Genomic DNA, 24,561 nt, shown 5'->3' on the forward strand with positions numbered 1-24,561 from the left:
TGACATTTTTTAAGTGGTATAATAGAGGAGCTTAGCTGAAATTATCGAAATATGTAAATAGCAGGCGAAATAATAAGATCAAGTAAATTTATGTATAATTTCATCCAGAATGGATCTTATATAGTTTGATTGAAGAAAACGGAACAAAAAATTAAGGAGAATGTCATGATTGAGTTAAAAGATGTTTATAAGACTTATCCTAATGGTGTTCTTGCGGTAGATGGTATTAATGTAAAAATTCGCCAAGGTGAATTTGTGTATGTCGTGGGACCAAGTGGTGCCGGGAAGTCGACATTCATTAAAATGATGTATCGTGAAGAAAGACCGTCAAAGGGTACGATCTTAATTAATGGAATTGATTTAAGCCATATGAAGGATAAAAAAGTTCCTTTATTACGTAGAAATATTGGTGTAGTTTTCCAAGACTATAAATTATTACCGACTTTATCAGTATATGAAAATATTGCATTTGCACTTGAAGTTATTGAAGAAAATCCGAAAACAATAAAGAAGAGAGTTATGGAAGTACTTGACCTTGTTAAGTTAAAACATAAAGCGAGATTCTTACCAACAGAGCTTTCTGGTGGTGAACAGCAACGTGTTTCGATTGCTCGCTCTATTGTAAATAAACCACAAGTAGTGATCGCCGATGAACCAACGGGTAACCTAGACCCTGAAACTACTTGGGAGATTATGGATATCTTTAAAGAAATCAATGATCGTGGAACAACTATTGTAATGGCAACTCATAATAAGGATATCGTAAATACGATTAAGCGACGTGTAATTGCAATTGAATCTGGAAAAATTGTACGCGACCAAGCGAGAGGAGTGTACGGTTATGAAAGCTAGAACTGCAAAAAGACATGTTCGTGAAGGACTTCGTAGCTTAAAACGAAATGGTTGGATGACGTTTGCATCGATAAGTGCTGTTGCAGTTACATTAATGCTTGTTGGTGTATTTTTAACCGTAATTTTGAATGTTAATCATATTGGAACAACTTTAGAAAAAGACGTTGAAGTACGTGTTTTAGTTGATTTAACAGCAAACAAAGAGCAACAAGCTACTTTAAAAGAAGAAATCAAAAAATTAGATCATGTAACTACTGTAAAGTTCTCGTCGAAAGACCAAGAGCTAAACAATCTAATCAAAAGTATGGGAGAAGATGGGAAAGCATTCCAACTGTTTGAACAGCAAAATCCATTAAATGATACGTATATCGTTAAAACAGATTCTCCAGAACAAATCGCACCTGTAGCCAAAAAAATTGAAGGCTTAAAATATATTGATGAAGTAATTTATGGTAAAAAACAAGTTCAAAAATTATTTAATGCAGTTTCAGTAGGTCGTAACATCGGTTTAGTACTGATTTTCGGACTATTATTTACTGCGATGTTCTTAATTTCTAATACTATCAAAATTACGATCATGGCAAGACGACGTGAAATTGAGATTATGAGATTAGTAGGGGCAACTAATAACTTTATTCGTTGGCCGTTCTTATTAGAAGGTTTACTGCTAGGTGTGTTAGGTTCAGTTATTCCAATCGTTTTACTATTAACTGGCTATAAAGTCATTTATAATATGCTAATGCCAAAATTAGCAGGAACAATGTTTACATTATTACCATTTTCACCGTTTGTGTACCAGCTATCTGCAATATTAATAGGTATTGGTGCAGTAATCGGGATGTGGGGTTCTGTTATGTCAATTCGTAAGTTTTTACGTAAATAAGATTAAATTTTTCATTGATAGTTTTATTGTTTTAATAGTGTAATACGATTGATAAGCTCTAGTTCCCAATTTAACGTCTGTCTGAGTTGATACAGGTACTAGGGCTTTTCTATATACATAAAAGGAGGGATCTTAGATGAATAAGAGAAAATCATCGAAAGTAATAACGATTATGTTATGCAGTTCTTTCATCATCGGTGCTATCCCATCCGTTTCTTTTGCTGAAAGTAAATACCAATCTGAAATTGACCGCATTAAAAAGAAGCGTAGTGAGGTTAAGGATAAGACGGATGCAACAAACAACAAAATTGCTGATATAAAGCATGACCAGCAAGAAGTTGTTGCGGAGCTTGAAAAACTTGATGCTCGGATGAAACTGACTAAGCAAAAAGTTAACCAAACTGAAGATGCAGTTAGTGATGGGAAAAAGCAAATTGCAAAACTAAAGGAAGAAATTAAGTTTATTGAAGAACGCATTAAATCTCGTGAAGAATTATTGAAAAACCGTATGCGTTCTCTTCAAAAAGCTGGTGGTATGGTATCTTATATTGATGTCATTTTAGGTGCTAATAGTTTCGGAGATTTAATTCAACGAATGAGTGCCGTACAAATTATAATGAAGGCTGACGAGGACATTATTAAACAGCAAAACTTGGACTTAAAAGAAGTTAGTGCTAAAAAAGATGATTTGACTATAAAGCAAGCAAAAATCGAAAGAGATTTAGCGAACTTGAAGAGTCTAAATAATCAACTTGCAAGTCAGGTTAGCGAAAAAAACAAATTAATGGCTTCATTAAAAGCTAAAGAAAGCGAAGCTCATGAAGATGTTTTAAATTTAAAGGAACAAGATCAATTATTAGCAAGTCAGCAGGCTGCAATGCAAAAAGCGCTTGAAATCGCTAAGAAACAAGCTGCTGAAAGAGCTGCGGAAGAGGCTAGACGTAAAGCAGAGGCTAAACGTAATGCAGAAGCTGCTGCAAAAAGTAAAAAGCCTTCTACTAGTACAAACCATTCAAGTGGATCTGGAAGCTCTAGTGGTTCAGGTAATTCTAGTAACTCAGATAGTACCGGTAGTTCTGATAATACACCAACCGTATCTAGTGGCAACTTTACAAGACCAGCAAACGGTTATGTCTCTTCTGGATTTGGACAACGTTCATTTGAGGGTGGAGAGTTCCATGAAGGTGTTGATATTGCCTCAGCGGGAAGTGTACCAGTTGTAGCAGCAGGTGATGGGGTTGTAATTCGTGCTTATGTTTCATCTACTTATGGTAATTGTGTATTTATTACACATAACATTGATGGACAAGTATGGACGACCGTATATGCTCACTTAGCTAGTTTTAATGTATCAACTGGACAAACTGTTTCAAAAGGTATGAAAATTGGTTATATGGGAAGTACAGGTCATTCTACTGGACAACATTTACACTTTGAATTACATAAAGGTGAATGGAATTATGCTAAATCAAATGCAGTAGATCCTATGAAATATATAAATTTTTAATTTACTAACAACCTATCCTACAATATTGGGATAGGTTTTTTCTTTATTTTGCTATTTTTAGAATATTGAACCATCGTAAATATGATTGCTAGTTTATAATAATTATAATTTGATATTGATTTTCATTACGAGTTAGACTATTATATAATTATTAATAGATTATAATAATTCTAATTAAGGAGAAATGATATGACAAATAACCGATTAACAACAAATCAAGGCGTGCCAATTGGAGATAATCAAAATTCACTTACAGCGGGACGTAGAGGTCCAACTTTATTAGAGGATTATCAATTAATTGAAAAACTAGCTCATTTTGATCGTGAAAGAGTACCTGAGCGTGTTGTGCATGCACGTGGAGCTGGAGCACATGGTGTTTTCATAACTAAAAATAGTATGAAAAAATATACGAAAGCTAAGTTTTTACAAGATGCCGGAACAGAAACACCAGTATTTGCTCGTTTCTCAACAGTTATTCATGGATTACATTCTCCTGAAACATTACGTGATCCTCGAGGATTTGCTGTAAAATTCTATACTGAAGATGGCAACTATGATTTTGTAGGTAATAATCTTCCTACATTCTTTATTCGTGATGCAATGAAATTTCCCGATATGGTTCATTCATTAAAGCCGGATCCTAGGACTAATCTACAAACACCTAACAGATATTGGGATTTTATGTCTCTAACACCTGAGTCAACAAATATGTTATTACATGTATTTTCTGATGAAGGTATTCCAGCGAACTATCGTCAAATGAGAGGTTCAAGTGTTCACGCATATAAATGGATAAATGAATACGGTAATACTGTTTATATAAAACTTCGTTGGGTACCAAAGCAAGGAATTGAAAACCTTTCAATGGAAGAAGCAAGTGAAGTTCAAGGTAACGATTTTAACCATGCAAGCCGAGATTTATATGATTCAATTGAAAACGGAGATTTCCCAGAATGGGACTTATATGTTCAAGTATTAGATCCAGCAGATATGGATGGTTTCAACTTTGATCCATTAGACCCTACAAAAGATTGGTTTGAAGATGTGATTCCTCGACAATTTGTTGGAACGATGGTACTTAATCGAAACCCTGAAAATGTATTTGCAGAAACTGAATCAGTTGGATTTAATCCAGGTGTGTTAGTTCCTGGTATGTTACCATCTGAAGATAAGTTACTACAAGGAAGATTATTCTCTTATTCAGATACTCAAAGATATCGTATTGGGGCAAATTATTTACAACTTCCAATTAACTGTCCTTTTGCGAAAGTAGCGAATGGTCAGCGTGATGGTCATATGCCTTTTAGTCAGCAAACACATCAAATTAACTTTGAGCCAAATAGCTACTCGGATACGCCAAAAGAGGATACAGATTATGTTGAAGTAGTTCAGCCATTAAGTGGTGTTTCCGAGCGCAAAAAAATAGAAAAAACCAATGACTTCGGCCAAGCGGGAGAAGTGTGGAATAGATATAGTAAAGCGGAGCAGGATGCTGTTATTAAAAATATTAGTGCAGATCTAGCAGATGTAGATGAAAAAATTAAGCTTCGTGCAGTTTGTAACTTCTATCGTGCAGATGCTAAATTAGGTGAGAGACTTGCGAGTAAATTAGGTATTAATTTAACGCCATACTTACAGCATCTACCAAAATAAATTAAACTCTTCTAATAAAAATTTATTAAATCGTGTTCTACTTGCAAACATAAGTGATACAGGCTTATCATATAATAGAACAGAAATAGCATCGCACGTCTGTGTGATGCTTTTTCAGGTACATACACTATTTAATAGATTGGTACGTTCTTAATGAACGAAAAATAGGAGGTTCTGTATGAATCGTAAAACAACGGCGCTACTTGCAACAGCAACATTTGTTGTTGGTATGGGGGTAGGTACATTTGCATTTAATGATGGTACAAGTACAATCGTTTCGAAATTCTCTGAGAGTAAAGAAGTAAAGGCTTCTGAAGATGAAAATATTGCTAAAATACAAAAAGCTTACGAAATTATTGCAAATCAATATGTGAAAAAGATTGATCCTGATAAATTAACTGAAGGTGCAATCCAAGGGATGGTAACAACTTTAGATGATCCGTTTTCTACTTATATGGATGGAAAGACAGCTAAACAATTCCATGAATCCTTAGGTTCATCATTCCAAGGAATTGGAGCGGAAGTTTCTAAAGATGGTGAAAAACTAATTATTGTATCTCCAATTAAGAACTCTCCTGCGGAAAAGGCTGGTCTGAAACCAAAGGATGAAATTTTATCAGTTGATGGTAAGAGTGTAAAAGGTTTATCTCAATATGATGCGGTGTTAAAAATCCGTGGTAAAAAAGGAACAAATGTTACGATTGAAGTACAACGTCCAGGAGTTCCGGATCCAATTAAATTTACAATTAAACGCGATGATATTCCAATGTATACAGTATTTAGTTCAGTGAAAGACGTAAACAACGAAAAAATTGGTTATATTCATATTACCTCATTTAATGAAAAAACAGCTGACGAGTTTAAGAAAGAATTGAAAAAGCTAGAGGATCAAAATATCCAAGGTTTAACAATTGATGTTCGAGGAAATCCTGGCGGGTACTTACAAGCTGTAGAAGGCGTTTTAGAAGAATTAGTTGTAAAAAGTGAGCCATACTTACAAGTTGAAAATAGAAATGGCCAACGTGAAAAGTATTATACTAAATTAAATAAAGCGAAACCATATCCAATTGATGTATTAATTGATAAAGGAAGTGCATCTGCGGCTGAAATTTTAGCAGCGGCATTAAGTGAAGCAGGACATTATGAATTAATTGGGGAAAAATCTTATGGTAAAGGTACTGTACAGTCTACATTAGACTTCAAAGATGGAAGCAATATTAAGTTAACACAATTTAAATGGTTAACTCCAGATGGTACCTGGATTCACAAAAAAGGTATTAAACCAGATGTTGCTGTGAAACAACCTGATTATTTCTACGCTACACCAATAGATAAAAAGAAAACATTTAAATTCGATGACAATGATGAAAATATTAAACAAGCGCAAATCATGTTAAAAGGTTTAGGATACGACCCAGGCCGTAAAGATGGATATTTCAGCAAGCAAACAGAGACAGCAGTTAAGAACTATCAAAAAGCTGTTGGAATTACTGTTAACGGTGAGATTGATCCTCTAACATCAGAAAAACTTGAATCATCATTAATTGATAAAATTAAAGATGAAAAGAATGATCTTCAGTTAGAAAAAGCTTTAGATATGGTAGCTCAATAATACTACACAAAGAGGACAATTTTGTATTGTCCTCTTTGTATAGTAAAGTCCAGTCTTAGAGGATGAAATTTATTTCGTCCTCATTTGACATAATTCCCGGGAAATAGATTTGAAATTACAATCCATGCAGGAGTTTTAGTTTAGTATGTCGAAAGTACACTTTATGGAGAAGTGTGCTTTTTTTATTGCTTTGTAGCATATTCTCTTTGAAAAAACATCAATAAACCGATAACATAAGTATATCAATCTATTATATAAAAAAGGTGGTGAATGTTATGTGGTCAAATTTATTATCTGAACTTTTAGTTGGATTAGGTAAGCTATTTTTAAATCCATTTACTTATATATTTTTCATCGCATCAATTTTCTGTGGCAATTTACGTGTAAAACGAGAACGTAAGCATTTTTCGGTTCGAAATTTTAATGTAACGTTCGAGTGGAAAACTTCACTATGGTATGGATTAATGATTGGATTAATTCTTTCAGTTATAACATTGGTAGCTGGAATTAGCATTCCGATTGAAATGGTTTATTTACTAAGTGTATTAACGATTATTTGTGCACTAATTTTACAATTCAGATGGATGTCTCCTGCTTATCTTTTTGGACTAGCATTAGTAGCTCTGCCATTACTAAATAGAGGGCAAGATTCAGTTCCTTTTTTGAAAAACTTTATTCCTAATGATCTGAATGCTATGCTTCCTGCTATAACGATTCTATTGGCTTTACTTTTATTGGCTGAAGGAATTTTAGTTCAACGTAATGCTGCAAATCATACAACTCCTTTATTTATTGAGAGTAAACGTGGAAAAAGAGTAGGGGCACATGAGGCAAATAGATTATGGATGGTGCCATTATTCTTATTAATACCAAGTGGTTCGATAACTAGTGACTATTCATGGTGGCCTACACTTGCTTTAGGTGATAGTGGGTATTCTATTCTTTGTGTACCATTTGGAATTGGGTTTTACCAGTTAATTCAAGGAATGCTACCAAAGGAATCAATTAAGCTTGTCGGTAAACAAATAGTAGCTTTAGCAATTATAGTTTTTGTAGGTGGAATATTAAGTTCTTTTATTGGTTTTGTAGCATTTATAGCTGTAGCAATTGCAGTAGTGGGACGAGAAGCTATAAACTATATTCATAAAAATAAAGATATTAATACACCATCATACTTTACAGTTAAATCAACTGGACTAATTGTTTTAGGGATATTACCAAACTCTGTAGCAGATAAAATGAACATTAAAGTAGGCGAAAGCATCACAAAAGTAAATGGACAAAATGTAACTACTGTTAATGAGTTTTATGAAGCACTCCAAATTAATCGTGCGTACTGTAAATTAGAAGTAGTTGATTTGAATTCTGAAATCCGTATAACTCAATCTTCAGTCTATGAAGGTGAACACCATGAGTTAGGATTTTTATTCCCAGAAGAAGAATCTAAATATAGTGGACAGGTTGGATAATGTGATGTAGAAATAGTTTTATAATCATGAATTTGAATAAGGTGAAAATCCAGAACAACAACATATTGTATATTTGTCTAGATTATTTTCCAATCTTACTAATGTAATTTCATTTTTAAATAGTTGAAGAAATTATTTACACGGTAGCAGAACAGTGAAATCGACTGAATAGTCGATTTTTTTTTTTATGTGCCAAGATGAAGCAGAAAAATGTAGTAAGACTAATTTAATATTAATTGTGAGAAAAAGAAATTTCTTAAAGTCAGAAAGAGTCTAATACTACCAGTTGTACAAAAAACATCTAGAATAAGCGTTGTTATGTGAATGTTTACATACTATTAATAATTAAACACTGAGGTTAAACTTTATTTCACATAGGAAATAGAAAAAATAACATTATCTTCAGTGGTTTATTAAACGGTCGTCATGCATAACGAAAGATGTATTCGAATAAATAAACAATTTCTGTTCCACTTATATCCCTAAAAGAACTCTAGTTGATTCGTTACCATCTAAGCTTAAGATATAAAGATTTTTTCATATTCTTAATCATCTAACTCGAACGCTAAAATATACTAAAAGGTTTAGTAAAGACTGAAGCTTTTTTTATTTTTATTTTCAAAACTGGTGATTTAGATTAAATTTTTTTAAAAATTATTAGAATAATATTTAAATTGACACAATTTTCTAAATGATAAAAACTCATAAATAGTATCTATACTAAAAAGTAGCAGTATATTGTTTCTATTTTTTAAGTTACTAATTTTAGGAGGTTAGAAGATTGAAAAGAAAGCTTTTTAAAGGGATGTTATCAGTTTTATTAGCTAGTTCCGTTGTGGCAGTTGGAAGTACTCCATCTCAGGATTATAAAAGGATGGTATATGCAGAGACAGAATCAAAGATTGAACAGTTTTTAAGTAAGTTGACGCCTGAGCAAAGAAAAGCACTTCAAGATTTAACGAAATCAGGTAAACCAGAAATTAGAGTATCCGATGATACTGACTTAAATAGTACAAAAGAGGTTTCAGTTATTGTTGAGTTTAAACAGAATACAGCAAACACTGCTATGTTGCTAGAACAATTAAAAGGTAATTCATTAGAATTAGAAGATGCGAAAAGAAAAGTAGACGATTCACATGATAAATTTAAAAAAGATTTAGATCAATTAAATATAAAACATAAAGTTAAGACAACATTTAAAGAGACATTCAATGGTGTTGCTATGACATTACCTGCGAATCAAGTACAAAGTCTACTACAATCTGATGTTGTAAATGCTGTTTATGAAAACAATAAAGTTCAATTAATCGAACCAACTACACCCCTTTCAAAAACAAGCACATCAGCATATAGTGGAAAAACACCTCAAGAAATAATGGGAGTGGATAAGCTTCATCATGAAGGAGTAAAGGGGCAAGGTATTAAAGTAGGTGTTCTGGATACAGGGATTGATTATAATCATCCTGATTTAAAAGAGGCTTACAAAGGTGGCTACGATTTTGTTGATGAAGATCCTGATCCGATGGAAACGACCATTAAAGATTGGAAAGCTTCTGGACAACCTGAGTATGTAGCAGGACGTGCTTATTATACGGCGCATGGGACACATGTATCTGGGATTATAGCTGGAAGTGGTAAAGCCAGTTCACAGTATGCAATGGAAGGAATAGCCCCAGGTGCTAATCTATATATGTATAGGGTACTAGGTCCATATGGAAGTGGTACGACTGAAGATATTTTAGAGGGTATAGAAAGAGCGGTTAATGATAAAATGGACGTTATTAACATGTCTCTAGGAGCAGATTACAATGATCCTTATTCCCCTTTGGCAATCGCAATAAATAACGCAGTATTATCAGGCGTTACATGTGTACTCGCTGCTGGAAATGCAGGTTCAGCTATGTATACTGTCGGTTCACCTGCCGCGTCTGCACTCGCAATTACTGTTGGTTCAAGTAATACAGAAGTTGCTGAATACAATTATATTGGAACATTCAAAAGTAATAGTTCAGTAGTAGATTCAGAGATTCGGTATTCCACAAATGGTTTTGGACAAGATCCAAGTAGATTATTAGGGAAAACATTTGAAATTGTTGATCTTGGTCAAGGACTAGAATCTGATTATAGTAACAAAAACGTCGAAGGAAAAATTGTTCTTGTTTCGACTGGAACGACTCAAACGAATCAAAAAGTAATGTTAGCTAAACAACATGGAGCATCGGCTATATTTCTTTATAGTAATTCACCCGGTTTTATAGCAGATAAATTTCCGGTGACAATTGAAAATACATATACCTATATCTTAAGTGGTCAGCAAGCATTAGCGTTTAAAGAAATGTTAAAAAATGAAACAGCGACCTACACGTTTTCAAAACTTCAAAAGAATGTACAGTATAAAGAGGATGATCTTTCCTTTTTTAGCTCACGTGGACCAGCTTCAATAACTTATGATATTAAGCCAGAAGTGACAGCACCAGGATACAATATTATGTCAACGGTTCCTTCCTATTTATATGGTGAAAAATATGATGGGCAGTATCAATATGGGTATGCACAGTTTTCAGGTACATCTATGGCGTCACCACAAGTTGCAGGGGTAGCAGCACTATTACTTGGTAAAAACCATAAAGCAACACCAGCTGAAATTAAAACGACTTTAATGAATACAGCTGATGAAATGATAGGTAATTATAGTGTCTATGAAATTGGATCAGGTCGTGTAGATGCATATGAGGCATTTCATTCACAAGTATCGTTCCAAGTACAAGATAAGACATTGAATTTATCAAATAATACATCAGAAGAAGTGGACGATTTAACTGGTGCATTAAGTTTTGGTTCTTTATATACAAATGGAGAAGAGGCACAGGATCAACGAAAGATTCTTATCGAAAATAAAAGCTCTCATGATAAGACTTTTGATATTTCTGTAAGCTATAAAACTGTTCGGAATTCTTTAGACGCTGTTTCAAATGGAATTGAATTAAAGACAAAACAGTCAATTCAAGTAGAACAAAAAAGTAAAGAAAAAATGGTAGCGGAAATTCATATTCCTACGACTGCTAAGTACGGTATGTATGAAGGGTACATCAATTTTACAAACCGAAATAATCCTGATGAAATTTACCAAATCCCATTTGGTGTTCGGAAAGTGAAAGAGGGTGTTGAATATTTAAACGTGAGTTCAAGTGTTACAACCCTAAATAACGGAGTAGTAAACAATTCAAACTATTCACTGGTTAATTTTAAATTAAATTCTCATATACGTTATCTAGATATTTTCTTAGCAGATGAAAATTCTCAAGATATTGGATATATTGGCAATTACGATGGTATAGGTATGCCTGAAAATGCCGATGTAAGGGTAACTGCTTTTAGTGGAGAGTATTATCCAATTGGAATTACGACTGATCAATTAGCAAATATTGAACCTACACAAGTTAAACCTGGTACCTATAAGTTAAAGTTTGTCTTTACGGATGTCAGAGGGAAAAAAATGATGGTTGAAAAACCAATTTTAGTAGATAATACTAGTCCTAAAATGTCTTCAAATTTAGCTGATGGAGTAGTTGAATTGGACCCGAATAATTCCAATATCGAAATCAATGGTAATGTAATGGACCAAGGTATCTTAGATTTAAGAGCGGTAGGTACAAATCTGACACAAGGGAATAACAAGGTATATGTACGATACAATAATAATTTTCCATCGTCACAGTCAATTAACACAGAAGGTAATTTCACTTATAAAGGTTTCTTTCCAAGCTATTTGAAGGTATTACCGATTGAATTAAATTCTACAGATATGGTAGGAAATAAATCAAATACGATCCAATATTACTTTGTTAAAAAAGGAACACCTTATGTGTCAAGTATCCCAAATCAAAAAGAAGTATCTCAAGGTGAAACAGTAACATTTAATGTAAATGCTATGAATCAAGGTGTGTTTAAGAAGGCAGAGTTAGAATTTAATTATGATCCAACTATTTTTTCGATTACGGATATTGGACTAAACGATAGAGTAAAAGAACGATTTGATGCAACAATGACGAATGAAAACGGCACAATTAAGGTCAACTTACAAGCTAAGGATACATCATGGAATACTGAGGATGTATTTTCACTACTTGAACTGAAAGCAAGTGTAAAAAATAATGCATATTTTAATGACTATACAAAAGTAAGTCTAACAAAAGCTGATTTTACGAACACTTCTGATATAAAAACGTCTAGTGGAAGAGTAGATCCATCAATTAAAGTAAACGCTTCTAATTCATTATTATTAGGAAATATGTATGGAGAAGCAATCTATAAAGTAGGATCCACTGGACTACCTATGAAACTATTTGATTATTCGAAAATGGGTGCTTCGGTTAAAGTAATTGATGAAGTTGGAAAACAGATTCTCGGAAACGTACTACAAGATCCAAATTTTGAAGTAAGTTCACTACCATCTACAAGAGATAAATTAATGCTTGAACTCGATATACCAGGACATTTTACCGTACAAAAATCCTTCTATATTGGTTTAGATAATAGTATAGGAGAAAAGAAATTTATTCGTACAAAACTTGCTAGTGCAGGAGATGTGAACAAAGATAATGTTATAGATATATTAGATGCAATTTATCTAGAAGAGCATTGGGATACAAACGACCGAAAAGGAGATATTAACTTTGACGGAAAGATTGATCTGACAGATCTGAATTATATTAAACTTAACTTTTTAAAGGAAAATCCAACAGTACCTCACCAAAATCATCCAAAAGCTACCGAAAACGGTAAAACATTAGAAAGTATTATTAATAGTTTAACAAAGTAGAAATTAGATGAAGTATCTATTTAGCTAACTTAAAGTATCAACTAAACATACAATATAACAGAATGATTTATTGTATAAGAAAGGACATTACATATTAGTGAACTAAATGTAGTGTCCTTATTTTTTGTTTTTTCGGTTGTATAAAGAAATGTATTATAGTAATGTATACTTTTTAGATTTTTTTTCGGATAATTTTGAATATTAGAGTAGTTATCATATTTTAAAAATATTAATTCCGATTAATTATGAAAAAAATTACTTGTTGATACTAAAAATTATGAAAAATCATAGAAAAGAGTAATAAGCCCGAAACTGTTATCAATACAAAACATAAAAATCAAAAGGAACATATTCGTAACTCTGAATATGTTCCTTTTTTATTTGTATTATTTTTAAGTAATGGAGATTTACATGCTAATTTACGAGTATTATGTAGCAATGTTTTTATAGGTAGTATGTCATGTTTTTAAGTGTGATAAGAGACCTATTGCTCAGCTTGGTGGAATCTAGCATCCTATTAAAAGCAGGGATTCTAGAAAGAGTTTTTTTCTTTCCCTAGATCTCATTTTGACCTTTTAAATTTTGTCACATTAGTAAGCGACAAATACGAATATTCATTTCATTGTAATGATACTGTAAGCGTTTTATCATTTGTATATAAGCTTCTCAGGGGAGGTAAGATTTTGAATACGGAAAAAAATAATAATATAAAGGTAAAAATACAACGCTTTGGTAGTTTTCTAAGCGGTATGGTAATGCCAAATATTGGTGCCTTTATTGCATGGGGATTAATAACAGCACTGTTTATACCTACTGGATGGATACCTAATGCAAAGTTGGCGGTATTAGTAGGTCCAATGATTACATACTTATTACCATTGCTAATAGGTTTTACTGGGGGAAGAATGGTCCATGATATTCGAGGCGGAGTTGTTGGTGCTATTGCAACAATGGGGGTAATTGTTGGTGCAGAGATGCCGATGTTTTTAGGCGCTATGATTATGGGACCACTTGGCGGTTTGGCTATAAAGAAATTTGACCAAGCTATACAAGGAAAAGTTAAGTCAGGATTTGAGATGTTAGTTAATAATTTCTCAGCGGGTATTTTAGGAGCAATTTTAGCAATAATTGGCTTGATAGGTGTTAATCCAGTTGTTTCAACACTAACAGAAGCATTAGCTAATGGCGTAGATATGATGGTAAAAGCAAATGTCATTCCATTGGCAAACATATTTATTGAACCAGCAAAAATCTTATTTTTAAACAATGCTATTAACCATGGAATTTTAAGTCCAATTGGTCTTGAACAAGCGAAATCAGCTGGAAAGTCACTTTTATTTTTACTAGAAGCAAATCCAGGACCGGGCTTAGGCGTACTATTAGCATATACGATATTCGGAAAAGGTACAGCTAAACAAACAGCGCCAGGAGCAGTGATTATCCATTTCTTAGGTGGGATTCATGAGATTTATTTCCCATATATCTTAATGAGACCTTTATTAATCTTTTCAGTTATCGCTGGTGGTGTGGCTGGTACATTTACTTTTAATATATTAGGCGCAGGTCTAGTAGCAGCAGCTTCTCCAGGTAGTATTATTGCAATATTAGCAATGGCTCCAAAAGGAGGATACTTACCAATTCTTGCGGGAGTATTTGTTGCAACAGCCGTTTCATTTATTGTTTCAGCTGTAGTTCTAAAATCATCTAAGTCAGTTGCCTCAGATGAAGATTTAGAAAGAGCAGCTCAAAAAACACAAGATTTAAAAGGCAAAGAAAGTAAAGTAGCTAGTCTATTACAGACTGAAAAAGAAGTAGCTAGTTCTCTTGGTATTGATAAAGAAGTGAAGAAGATCATTTTTGCTTGTGATGCCGGCATGGGATCTAGTGCGATGGGAGCATCAATATTACGCAAAAAGGTAAAAACAGTGGGAATAGAATTAGAGGTTACGAATGTAGCAATTAATAATTTACCAAATGATGTAGATGTTGTCATAACCCATAAAGATTTAACTGATCGAGCAAAAGCAAAAGTACCGAATGCAGTTCATATCTCAGTAGAGAACTTCTTAAACAGTCCAAAGTATGATGAATTAGTGAATTCTTTAATAAAATAATAAAAATTTAAAGAGGTATATATGTATATATCAGCAAGAGAAAGAGAAATCATTAATTTGTTGTTGGATCATCCAAACGGAATCAATGTTCAAGAAATTGCAGAGAACCTAAATGTTAGTAGCCGAACCGTGCAACGGGAACTAAAAGGAGTCGAAAGTATTGCGTCAGCACATAACCTTTATTTAAAAAAGGTGTTAGGTGTCGGAATGTATATTGAAGGGACACCTGAGCAAAAGAATGAGCTTCAAATTGCAATATTAAAAAGTGGGCAAGAGTTTACTCAACAAGAAAGACAGGAGTTAATTCTATGTTCCTTATTAAAAGTACCAGAATCTATTAAACTAAGCTCACTAGCAAATGATTTGCATGTTACCGTTGCTACAGTTAGTAATGATCTTAATAAAGTAGAAGAATGGTTAAAAGACTTCGATTTGGAACTAATTAGAAAGAAAGGGTACGGCATTGCTTTACTAGGATCGGAACGAAAAAAAAGAAAAGCCCTAGGACATCTAATCGCACAGCAATTAAATGAATATGAGTTTTTATCTGTAGTGGAAGATGAGTATGAGTCAAAGAATAGATTCTCAAATGGATTATTAGAAATAATAAAACTAGAAAAGCTCACCATGATTGGAAAAATGATTCGAGATATTGAACAACAATTACCTTATTCTCTAGCTGATAGTGCGTTTATGACATTTACGATTCACTTATCTTTAGCCATAGAAAGAATTATTCAAGGTGAAGTAGTACAGATGGATCAAGAGGTTCTTGAAGAATTAAGTACCTCTAAAGAATTTAATATCGCCAGTCAGATTGTTAATGAATTAGAAGAAGTGTTTAAAGTTAATATCCCAAATGCTGAAAAAGGGTATATTACGATGCATTTATTAGGTGCAAGGCAGCGTCAAGAGAAAAATGATTGGCTAGAAGAGAGTAGTACAGAAATCGTTGTAGGCTCAAAAAAGTTAATCAATTATGTATCTAAAGAACTTGAAATAAATTTTGAAGAAGACCAAGCCTTATTTGAAGGACTAATTACTCATATTGAACCAGCAATCTATCGAATTCAAAAAAAGCTAGATGCAAATAATCCTTTAGCAGGTCAAATTCAAGAGGATTATCCTGCACTGTTTAAGACCATTCAAGAAGGATTAAATGAAGCTTTTCCAACGATTGTTTTTCCAACTGAGGAAATCGCTTATCTTGTTCTACATTTTGGTTCATCTCAAGTAATCTATGATAACAGTAAAGAGGTTAGCGCGCTTGTATTATGTTCAAGTGGGATTGGTTCTTCTAAAATGTTAGCGAGTCGAATCAAAAAAGAGATAAAAGAAATAACGGATATCGAAGTATCGTCTTTAGCAAACTTAAGAAATATTCAAATTGAACAATATGACATTATTTTATCTACAGTTGAGATGCCGGGATTTTCTAAAAAATATATTACCGTAAATCCTTTATTGCCAAAGAAAGAAGCTGAGCAGATTCGTGATGAAATAAAACGCAACTCTCTTACAACTGAAGCAACTCTACTAAGAAAGTTCCATAGCAAAAAGCTTCAAAAGCAGATAAAGCTAGAAACGCCAGAATTAATTAAACAAAATCTTGAAGTAGTTCATCAGTACACAGAAACTGTACTCCATATCTTGAATACATTTGAGACAATCTCATTACCGTTTATTCCAACTTCTTCTATTTTATTATTAGAAGTATGCAAACAAGCAAATGTTAGAGGATTGATAGGTGATTATTTTGAGGTGACTAACCAACTTACAGAAAGAGAAAAGAAGGGTGGCCTAGGGATACCAGGTACTAGCATAGCACTGTATCATTGTCGGTCAGAATATGTTATGCAACCAGTGTTTTTATCCTTTTTGCTTAATGAGCCAATGGTTGTCAAAGCAATGGACCACTCATCAATAAAAATCAATACTTTACTTTTATTACTAGCTCCAGTTGATATGCAAACAGGACAATTAGAAGTGTTGAGTACAATTAGTTCAACAATTATTGAGGATGAAGAATCAACGCGGATTTTTACATCTAATAATTATACAGATATATATAACAAATTAAGCTATGCATTATATGAAAATTTACAAAAAAGATTTAAGAATTGAGGGATTAATAAATGATTCAAACAGTATTACCAACAGATAATGTTTTATTAAATGTAGATGTGAAAACAAAAGATGAAGCTATTCGTTTAGCAGGAAATCTTTTAGTAAAAAACGGTTATGTAAAAGAAAATTATATTGAAAAGATGATTGAAAGAGAAGAGTCGTTAACAACTTATATGGGGAACTTTATTGCGATTCCACACGGAACTGAGGAGTCAAAACAAGAGGTAATCTCATCTGGAATTTCGATTCTTCAAATTCCTAACGGAGTAGACTTTGGGAACGGAAATATTGTAAAGGTAGTGTTCGGTATTGCAGGCAAAGATAATGAGCATCTTGATCTGTTATCTCAAATAGCGATTCTTTGTTCAGAGGAAGAAAATGTACATAAATTGGTCGCTGCCACATCAAAAGAGGAACTAATTTTAATGTTTAGCGAGGAGGAGTAAGATGTTAGCTGTACACTTTGGCGCAGGAAATATTGGAAGAGGATTTATAGGACAATTATTACACAAGGCAGGATATGAGATTTGCTTCGTTGATGTAAATGAAGAGGTTATTAATGAACTAAATGAGAAGAAATCATATACTGTCATGCTAGCAGATCGTACTCAAGAAAAAATAAAGATAACAAATGTAAGAGGTATTAACAGTCTGAAAGATCCACAGGAAGTAGCAAAAGTAATTGCACAGGCTGATATTGTAACAACAGCAGTAGGTCCCTCAATTCTTCCTAAAATAGCAAAGCTAATTGCAGATGGATTAATTGAAAGGGTTGAGAATTCAGATAAAGCGTTAAATATAATTGCGTGTGAAAATATGATAAGTGGAAGTACTTTTTTAAGAGATGAAGTTTATTTAAACATGACATTATCTCAGAAGAAAAAAACTGAACAGTCGGTCAGTTTTCCGGATGCTGCAGTAGATCGAATCGTACCAATTCAAAGTCATGAAGATAAATTATTAGTAGCAGTGGAACCATTTTATGAGTGGGTGATTGATCAATCAAAAATGATAGGTGAAGTTCCATCAATTAATGGTGTGACTTATGTAGAGGATTTACTTCCTTATATTGAAAGAAAATTATTTACTGTAAACACTGGTCACGCAGCGACTGCATATTTAGGGAATTTCTACGGATATAAAACGATAAAAGAAGCAATTTCTGATGAGAATATTAGAAATACTGTTAGCTCTATTTTAGATGAAACAGGTAAGTTATTAGTTAAAAAATATAACTTTGACTTAGATCAACATAGTGCCTATATTAAAAAAATAATAGGTAGATTTGATAATGAGTATATTTCAGATGAATTATCTCGTGTTGCTCGTTCTCCAATACGTAAATTAGGAGCAAATGACCGTTTTATTAAGCCAGCAAGAGAGTTAATAAACTTCGGGATAACACCTAACCATTTAGTTAAAGCAATTGCAGTTGCTCTATTCTATAAAAATAATGATGATCATGAAGCAGTTGAACTACAAAGCTTCCTTCAAGGTCACTCTGTGGAAGAGTTGCTTGTTAAATATTCAGAATTATCAGACTGTAAAAAGTTGATTAGTTTAATCATTAATGAATACAATAAGTTAGAGAAGGACTTACTTGTTCATTAATTTTACTAGATTTATAGACTCTAAAAGTACAGAAAGGGACAGATTCAATATGGAACAGTCCCTTTTATCTATTCTGCCTTATCTATTTTAACTAATTACCACTAATAAACATTTCTCCAGCATGAACTGCTTTCTCATATTGCTTAGTCTTAACATAGTGCGAGTAGAGCAACTTTGCATACTTACTTGCATGTGTGACATGATGGTGATCCTTAAAGAAAGGAAATGCAGTTTGTTCCATAAAATCATAATATTCATCAAATTTTTCGTTAAAACGTAAAATTAGAAGGATAAAGAGAATCTGATATAAATCATTCGCCGCCTTTTCTGAAAGAGCAAGCCCTTCATTTGCCTCATTTAGCAATTCATTCTTTGATAAAATCTTCCCTTCTTCAGCATTATCTAGGTAGTTATACAAACGGTTTAAATAAGGTAAGGATTGTTTATCAGCTTCTTCAACTGATTTTTTATAAAAAATATGTGCATTTTTAAAGTCCTGCTTCCAAAAATACATTAGACCTAAATTATGTAAGATCATTCCTCTTTTATCTAAAAGACCTAAAGCTTCGCTATGTTCAATTAAACTCTCATACCTTTTTACAATTTCTTCAAAATCTAGTTGTGTACTTTCTTTTAATTGTACTAGCATCAAGGATTCAGCCAATATCGCTCTTGCGTAATTATTTGTTTTATTAAAATATCTAAAAGCCTTTTCACCATAGAAATATGCCATAACTTTAGAGTGTGTCCAATGATAGGCCGATCCTAGATGATAGTAATATTCTTTATTTCCGTATTCCTCTATATTGACCTTCTTTAATTCTTGTAATGCAGTTTGTCTATTTGCATTTTCTAGACCGGTATATTGAGTTAAATAATATATTCCTCTGACATGATGGAATAAGTTCTTTTCATAAGTTGACATGGATGGAGAATCTTTTTCAACCCGTTTAATAATACGATCTGCTTTTTCAATGTTTTTACATAAAATAAAATATCGGGCTAATAAAAGCTGGAAATAGACAGCATAGTTGGACGCACAAATATAGTGAATGCTTTCTAGTTCTTCTTTAATTATTATGACATCCTTCATTCGCTCTAATATGATTGCATTGTGCCATTTTTGGAGTTTCTTTTCAATATTGTGAACAGCTTCTATCTCATTTTTAATGTCAATCTGAAGACGTTGAGAGAACAGTTGAATAATTTCTTCAGAATATCGAGTTTCACCTCTTTCAATTCTACTTACATGGGTAGCAGTACAAATGTCTTTTCCTAACTCCTCTTGGGTCAATCCCGCTTTTTTACGATAAAATTTAATGATCTCGCCTTCAAGCATATGTTCTCTCCTTTTCTAATTCCAGATGATTAACTATTGAAGTTTTTTACGTCAATGCAAGATTACACTCCTACAATTTGCGAATGTTCATTTTGCAACGCAAATCTAAGAAACTGGAAAGTACAAAGACTTTGAAATACCTATTAATTTATTATAACTAGAATTTTTAAAAGTCAAATACTTTCATTTCAAATTAAAAATAACACAAATTTTATAGTAAAATTTCATGCTTTTTTAATATTTAATGAAATTTCCTTTCAATTTTCAATACTTTTTAGTAAAAAAATCCTACAAAATGACCGAAATTTCGATTAAAAATAACACAATATGCTTTTTCCCTAAATGCTATTACTATTGAAATAGTAAGAATTTTTTAACTATATATAGAAAAATGGGGGATAGAGTTTATGAAGGCAACAACGTTGGCAAAGCACTCGGCAGTACTTGCCCTTTCAACAAGTCTGCTTATTTCACCTTTCAGTGAGAAGTCATATTTAACGGCAAAAGCAGAAACTTCTAAAGCAGAAGAAATTTTAGCTTCAATTACACCAGAGCAAAGAGCAGCACTAAAACAACTAGAATTAAACAATCAAGAAGGACTTCAAGGCTTCGGGGAAAGTGAACTGAATTCCGATAAAGATATTTCTGTTATCGTTCAGTTCAAATCGGATCCAAGTAATGTCGCAGTATTAGAAGCAGCAATTGATGGAAAGTCATTAACAAAGTCATCGGCACAATCACAAGTTGACAAAGAGCATAAGGTTTTTAAAGAAGATGTAGGAAAGTTTGAAAAGTTTAAAGAAAAGAAAAATGCTCCTGTCATCACAAAGACGTATAAAGTAGCATTTAATGGTGCGGCGGTTACACTTCCTGCAAATCAAGTGAAAGAACTTTTAAAATCAGATGCTGTTAAAACAATTTATAAAGATGTAACTTTTAATGTTGATCCAATTAAAGAAGATGTTCCAACGGATGTTAAAGGTAAAGCTACTACATCAGTAGACAGTATTCCGTATTTAAATGTGGACAAGCTACATAAAGAAGGAATAACAGGTAAAGGAGTTAAAGTCGGGGTATTAGATACAGGTATTGACTATAACCATCCAGATTTAAAAGACGCTTTTAAAGGCGGATACGATTTTGTAGATAATGATAACGACCCAATGGAAGCTACATACAAGGACTGGCAGGCATCAAACCAACCTGAAAATAGTGGTAGTAGTTCTTACTATACAGAACATGGTACACATGTATCGGGGACAATTGTAGGACAAAACAAAGGTAAAAGTGGAGTATCAGTAGAAGGTGTTGCACCTGATTCAGATTTATTTATGTACCGCGTACTTGGTCCATATGGAAGCGGCTCTTCTGAAAATGTAATTGCAGGTATTGATAAAGCAGTTCAAGATGGAATGGATGTCATTAACCTTTCATTAGGTGTAGCAATTAACAACCCATATTATCCAACTAGTACGGCAATAAATTATGCAGTACTAAATGGAGTAACGGCGGTAGTTTCCGCAGGAAACAGTGGACCTAATGCTTATACTTTAGGCTCACCAAGTACAGCAGCATTTGCTCTAACGGTTGGAGCTAGTGATGTTCCAACTTCAATTACAACATTTGATGGAAAAGTAGCAGGTGGATGGTCAACGGATCTTGTTAGTATGGCTAGAAGCTTTGCTGATCCATTTAATAGTTTAGAAGGAAAGTCTCTTGAACTAGTAGATGTTGGTTTAGGAACATTAGATGATTACAAGAATAAAAATGTTGCAGGAAAAATTGCTTTCGTTCAGCGTGGAAACTTTGCTCTAGTAGATAAAGTAAGATTTGCTAAACAAAATGGAGCAAAAGCTGTCATTATGTACAACAATGTCGATGGCCATGTTGGATATAACTTAGGTGAATCAATGGAATATATTCCTGCATTCTCCATGACGAAGAAAGCAGGAGAAGAATTAAAAGAAAAAATTACGAGCGGAAATACAACGTTCACGTTTACGAATCTAAAGGAAATCTTAACTGAAGGAGATAAATTAGCAGACTTCAGCTCAAGAGGACCAGTAAATGGAAACTACCAAATGAAGCCTGAAATTACAGCACCTGGTGTAAGTGTTCTATCTACGGTTCCTTCTTATATTGCAAATCATGATACACCAGAAGACTATAGATATGCATACCAAAGATTGGATGGAACATCTATGGCATCACCATTTGCAGCTGGTGTGGCGGCATTATTAATTGGACAGAACCCAAACCTTGAACCAGCAGATGTAAAATCAATCTTGATGAACACTGCTGATAAACTAAACGATGACTATAGTGTATTTGAAGTTGGAGCAGGTCGTATTGATCCGTACCAAGCTCTTCATTCTCAAACAGAAATCAAAGTACAAGACGAGACATTAATACCTGTTGGTGACAAATTACTAAAGGCAGAGAATGAAACAGGTGGGTTGAGTTTTGGAAAACAAGTAGTTAAAGATGACCCACAACTAAAAGTAAAGAAAGACATTGAATTTATAAACAATAGCAATAAAAAGAAAACATTTGATGTAAAAGTAGTAGATAATGCAAATGATAAGAATGGATTACAAGAGAACGGGGTTGTTCTAGATATTAGTAATTCAATTAAAGTGGACAAGAACACCGTTAAAACAGTAAAAGCAATATTAACTGTCCCATCCACAGCAAAAAAAGGTTTTTATGAAGGCTATGTTTTAATAACAAATAGTGAAGATAAAACAGAGCAATATCGTATTCCATTTAGTTTTAAGAAATCGGATGAAGGTTTTGACACGCTTAGCATTTCATCGCATGCTATCTCTCCATTGTTTTATGGAACATATGACGCGTTTAAAACTTCGGCAACATCGTTAAAATTCAATTTAGGTTCTCAAGTTAACACATTAGATGTTGTATTACAAGACGGTAATACAAATGAAGATCTAGGACTTGTTGGCACGCTTAATTTGAAAAGTGCAACAACAGATGTAGATTACTTTATGCAACAAGCATTTTATGGTGCGTATTACAAGTTTACAGGTGATAAAAACCACCCTGTATCAACAGAAGAAAGTAATGCAAAGCCTGGACATTATAAACTGAAATTCATAACAACATTACCAAATGGGAAACAGAAAGTTAATTATGATGATATCTTTATTGATATTGACACACCAACAGTAAAAAGTTCCCTAGATGGAGATTCACCTTTTATCGAGTACAAGCAAGGACAAAAGACTTACCCTTTTGAAATGGAAGTAAAAGACGCTGCTTTAACGAATATGCAGCAGGCTGGTATTGATCTTGACGAAACATCAAACTTTGCAGTATATACGTATGGATTCCCAATTCCTAACGGTCCAGTCCCAATGGACAAGAACGGAAAGTGGGTTGATGAAGTACAAATGAATGAAAGTACTCCAGCACTTTCATTCAACTTAATCGGGTATGATGCTGCAGGAAATCAAGCAAATTGGAAAGAGTACTATTTTGTTAAAGAAGGTACACCAGTTGCATACGCTAAGCATAACGTACAGCTAGCTAGATCAGGAGATATACTATCGGCGTCTTTAGTACTAGACAACGTACAAGGTGTAAAAGAAGCAACCTGGAATTTTGATGATGCTGGGGCTGTGGGCATTCCTTATGTAAATCTTGTAGAGGCGTCTTTAACAAATAAATTTAAGGATAAAGCAGAAATTCAAGTAACTGGGAATAAAATTAAAGTGAAGTTTAAAGAAGCAATGGTATTCGATCGCTCTGAAGTAGTAAACGTAAAAGTAAAAGTACAAGATCAACTTTTTTACCCAATCGGATATATTAACCCATCAACTTCAATCGTAGATGCTAATGATCAAACCGTGAAGTTATTAAACGCAGGTAAACGATTCCAAGTAAAACCAAAATTTAACCGAGTTCAAGGAAATATAATTCCTGAAGGGTATTTAGTTCAAGAAGAAGGTCAAACACCTTATTTAGGATCTCGTGACTGGAAAAAAGTAGGAGCAACAATAAAAGTAACAAATGGTGCTTTTAGTCTAGACGCTACTAATTTAATTAGTAGAGGTAAATTTAATCTTGAACCACTTGCTTTAAGCAAAGATGCATATACATTTGAAGTAAATGTACCAGGTCACTTTATTACTAAGAAAAATCAAAAATTCGGTTTTGAATACAAAGACGAATTATATGGGAAATCAAGTTTAATTAACATTGATTTGATTGGCGGAGATGTAAACCAAGATAATGTAATTGATGTTCAAGATACACTTTACATTCAAACATATTGGGGCACAAACAAACGAAGCGCTGATATCAATTTTGATGGTACTGTAGACGCAAAAGATTTCGCATTCGTAGAGAAAAATTATTTAAAACAAAATCCAACAGTACAAAATGCACCAACTCCGAAAAAGAAATATAAAAACCAAACGCTAGAAACAATTAAAAGTGAATTAGGCTTATAATCTTAAATCCCAAAGAAGCTACTATTAAATATTACTTAATAGTCAGAGTGTTGAAATATATTGTAGTCAATATTGAAAAATACAAACATTAAATGAAAAT

The 24,561-nt window shown here is 33.2% G+C and carries 13 protein-coding genes; 12 read left to right on the forward strand and 1 reads right to left on the reverse strand.

What is annotated here, in order from left to right:
• Nucleotides 1-165: 165 nt before the first annotated feature.
• The 11 genes from ftsE (at nt 166) to EP747_RS10315 (ending at nt 18,650) form a co-directional block, all read left to right on the forward strand.
• Nucleotides 166-852, forward strand: a complete 687-nt coding sequence (gene ftsE / locus EP747_RS10265; RefSeq protein WP_129689781.1) for a cell division ATP-binding protein FtsE — start codon at nt 166-168, stop codon at nt 850-852.
• Nucleotides 842-1,735, forward strand: a complete 894-nt coding sequence (ftsX, locus tag EP747_RS10270; protein ID WP_129689782.1) for a permease-like cell division protein FtsX — start codon at nt 842-844, stop codon at nt 1,733-1,735. The genes ftsE and ftsX overlap by 11 nt, the downstream gene beginning before the upstream one ends.
• A 136-nt stretch (nt 1,736-1,871) precedes the next feature.
• On the forward strand, nt 1,872-3,242 hold the full coding sequence (locus tag EP747_RS10275; RefSeq protein WP_129689783.1) for a murein hydrolase activator EnvC family protein: 1,371 nt from the start codon (nt 1,872-1,874) through the stop codon (nt 3,240-3,242).
• A 189-nt stretch (nt 3,243-3,431) separates the two neighbouring features.
• Nucleotides 3,432-4,895 carry a catalase gene (locus EP747_RS10280; RefSeq protein ID WP_129689784.1) on the forward strand — a complete coding sequence of 488 codons (1,464 nt, stop codon included), beginning with the start codon at nt 3,432-3,434 and terminating at the stop codon, nt 4,893-4,895.
• A gap of 178 nt (nt 4,896-5,073) precedes the next feature.
• Nucleotides 5,074-6,507 (forward strand): S41 family peptidase, encoded by a 1,434-nt coding sequence (locus EP747_RS10285; RefSeq protein ID WP_129689785.1) that lies wholly within the window; start codon nt 5,074-5,076, stop codon nt 6,505-6,507.
• A gap of 275 nt (nt 6,508-6,782) precedes the next feature.
• Nucleotides 6,783-7,976 carry a PDZ domain-containing protein gene (locus EP747_RS10290; RefSeq protein WP_129689786.1) on the forward strand — a complete coding sequence of 398 codons (1,194 nt, stop codon included), beginning with the start codon at nt 6,783-6,785 and terminating at the stop codon, nt 7,974-7,976.
• 781 nt (nt 7,977-8,757) lie between these two features.
• Nucleotides 8,758-12,798, forward strand: coding sequence for a S8 family serine peptidase (locus tag EP747_RS10295; RefSeq protein WP_129689787.1), 4,041 nt, complete (start codon nt 8,758-8,760; stop codon nt 12,796-12,798).
• 680 nt (nt 12,799-13,478) lie between these two features.
• Nucleotides 13,479-14,912: a PTS mannitol transporter subunit IICB gene (locus EP747_RS10300; protein WP_129689788.1), complete on the forward strand. Its 1,434-nt coding sequence runs from the start codon at nt 13,479-13,481 to the stop codon at nt 14,910-14,912.
• Nucleotides 14,913-14,933: 21 nt separating this feature from the next.
• Nucleotides 14,934-17,036, forward strand: coding sequence for a BglG family transcription antiterminator (locus EP747_RS10305; protein ID WP_129689789.1), 2,103 nt, complete (start codon nt 14,934-14,936; stop codon nt 17,034-17,036).
• Between the two features lie 11 nt (nt 17,037-17,047).
• Nucleotides 17,048-17,485, forward strand: coding sequence for a PTS sugar transporter subunit IIA (locus tag EP747_RS10310; protein ID WP_069034985.1), 438 nt, complete (start codon nt 17,048-17,050; stop codon nt 17,483-17,485).
• Nucleotide 17,486: 1 nt separating this feature from the next.
• A complete protein-coding gene (locus EP747_RS10315; RefSeq protein ID WP_129689790.1) occupies nt 17,487-18,650 on the forward strand; it encodes a mannitol-1-phosphate 5-dehydrogenase in 1,164 nt (387 codons plus the stop codon).
• A gap of 91 nt (nt 18,651-18,741) precedes the next feature.
• Here EP747_RS10315 and EP747_RS10320 read toward each other — a convergent pair whose 3' ends face one another.
• Nucleotides 18,742-19,989, reverse strand: a complete 1,248-nt coding sequence (locus tag EP747_RS10320; protein WP_129689791.1) for a helix-turn-helix domain-containing protein — start codon at nt 19,987-19,989, stop codon at nt 18,742-18,744.
• A 407-nt stretch (nt 19,990-20,396) separates the two neighbouring features.
• Between EP747_RS10320 and EP747_RS10325 the strand changes: the two genes are divergently transcribed.
• Entirely contained in the window at nt 20,397-24,461 is a 4,065-nt protein-coding gene (locus EP747_RS10325; protein WP_129689792.1) for a S8 family serine peptidase, read from the forward strand.
• Nucleotides 24,462-24,561 lie beyond the last annotated feature (100 nt).

Source organism: Gottfriedia acidiceleris (genome assembly GCF_004138285.1).
Taxonomy (GTDB): domain Bacteria; phylum Bacillota; class Bacilli; order Bacillales; family Bacillaceae_G; genus Gottfriedia; species Gottfriedia acidiceleris_A.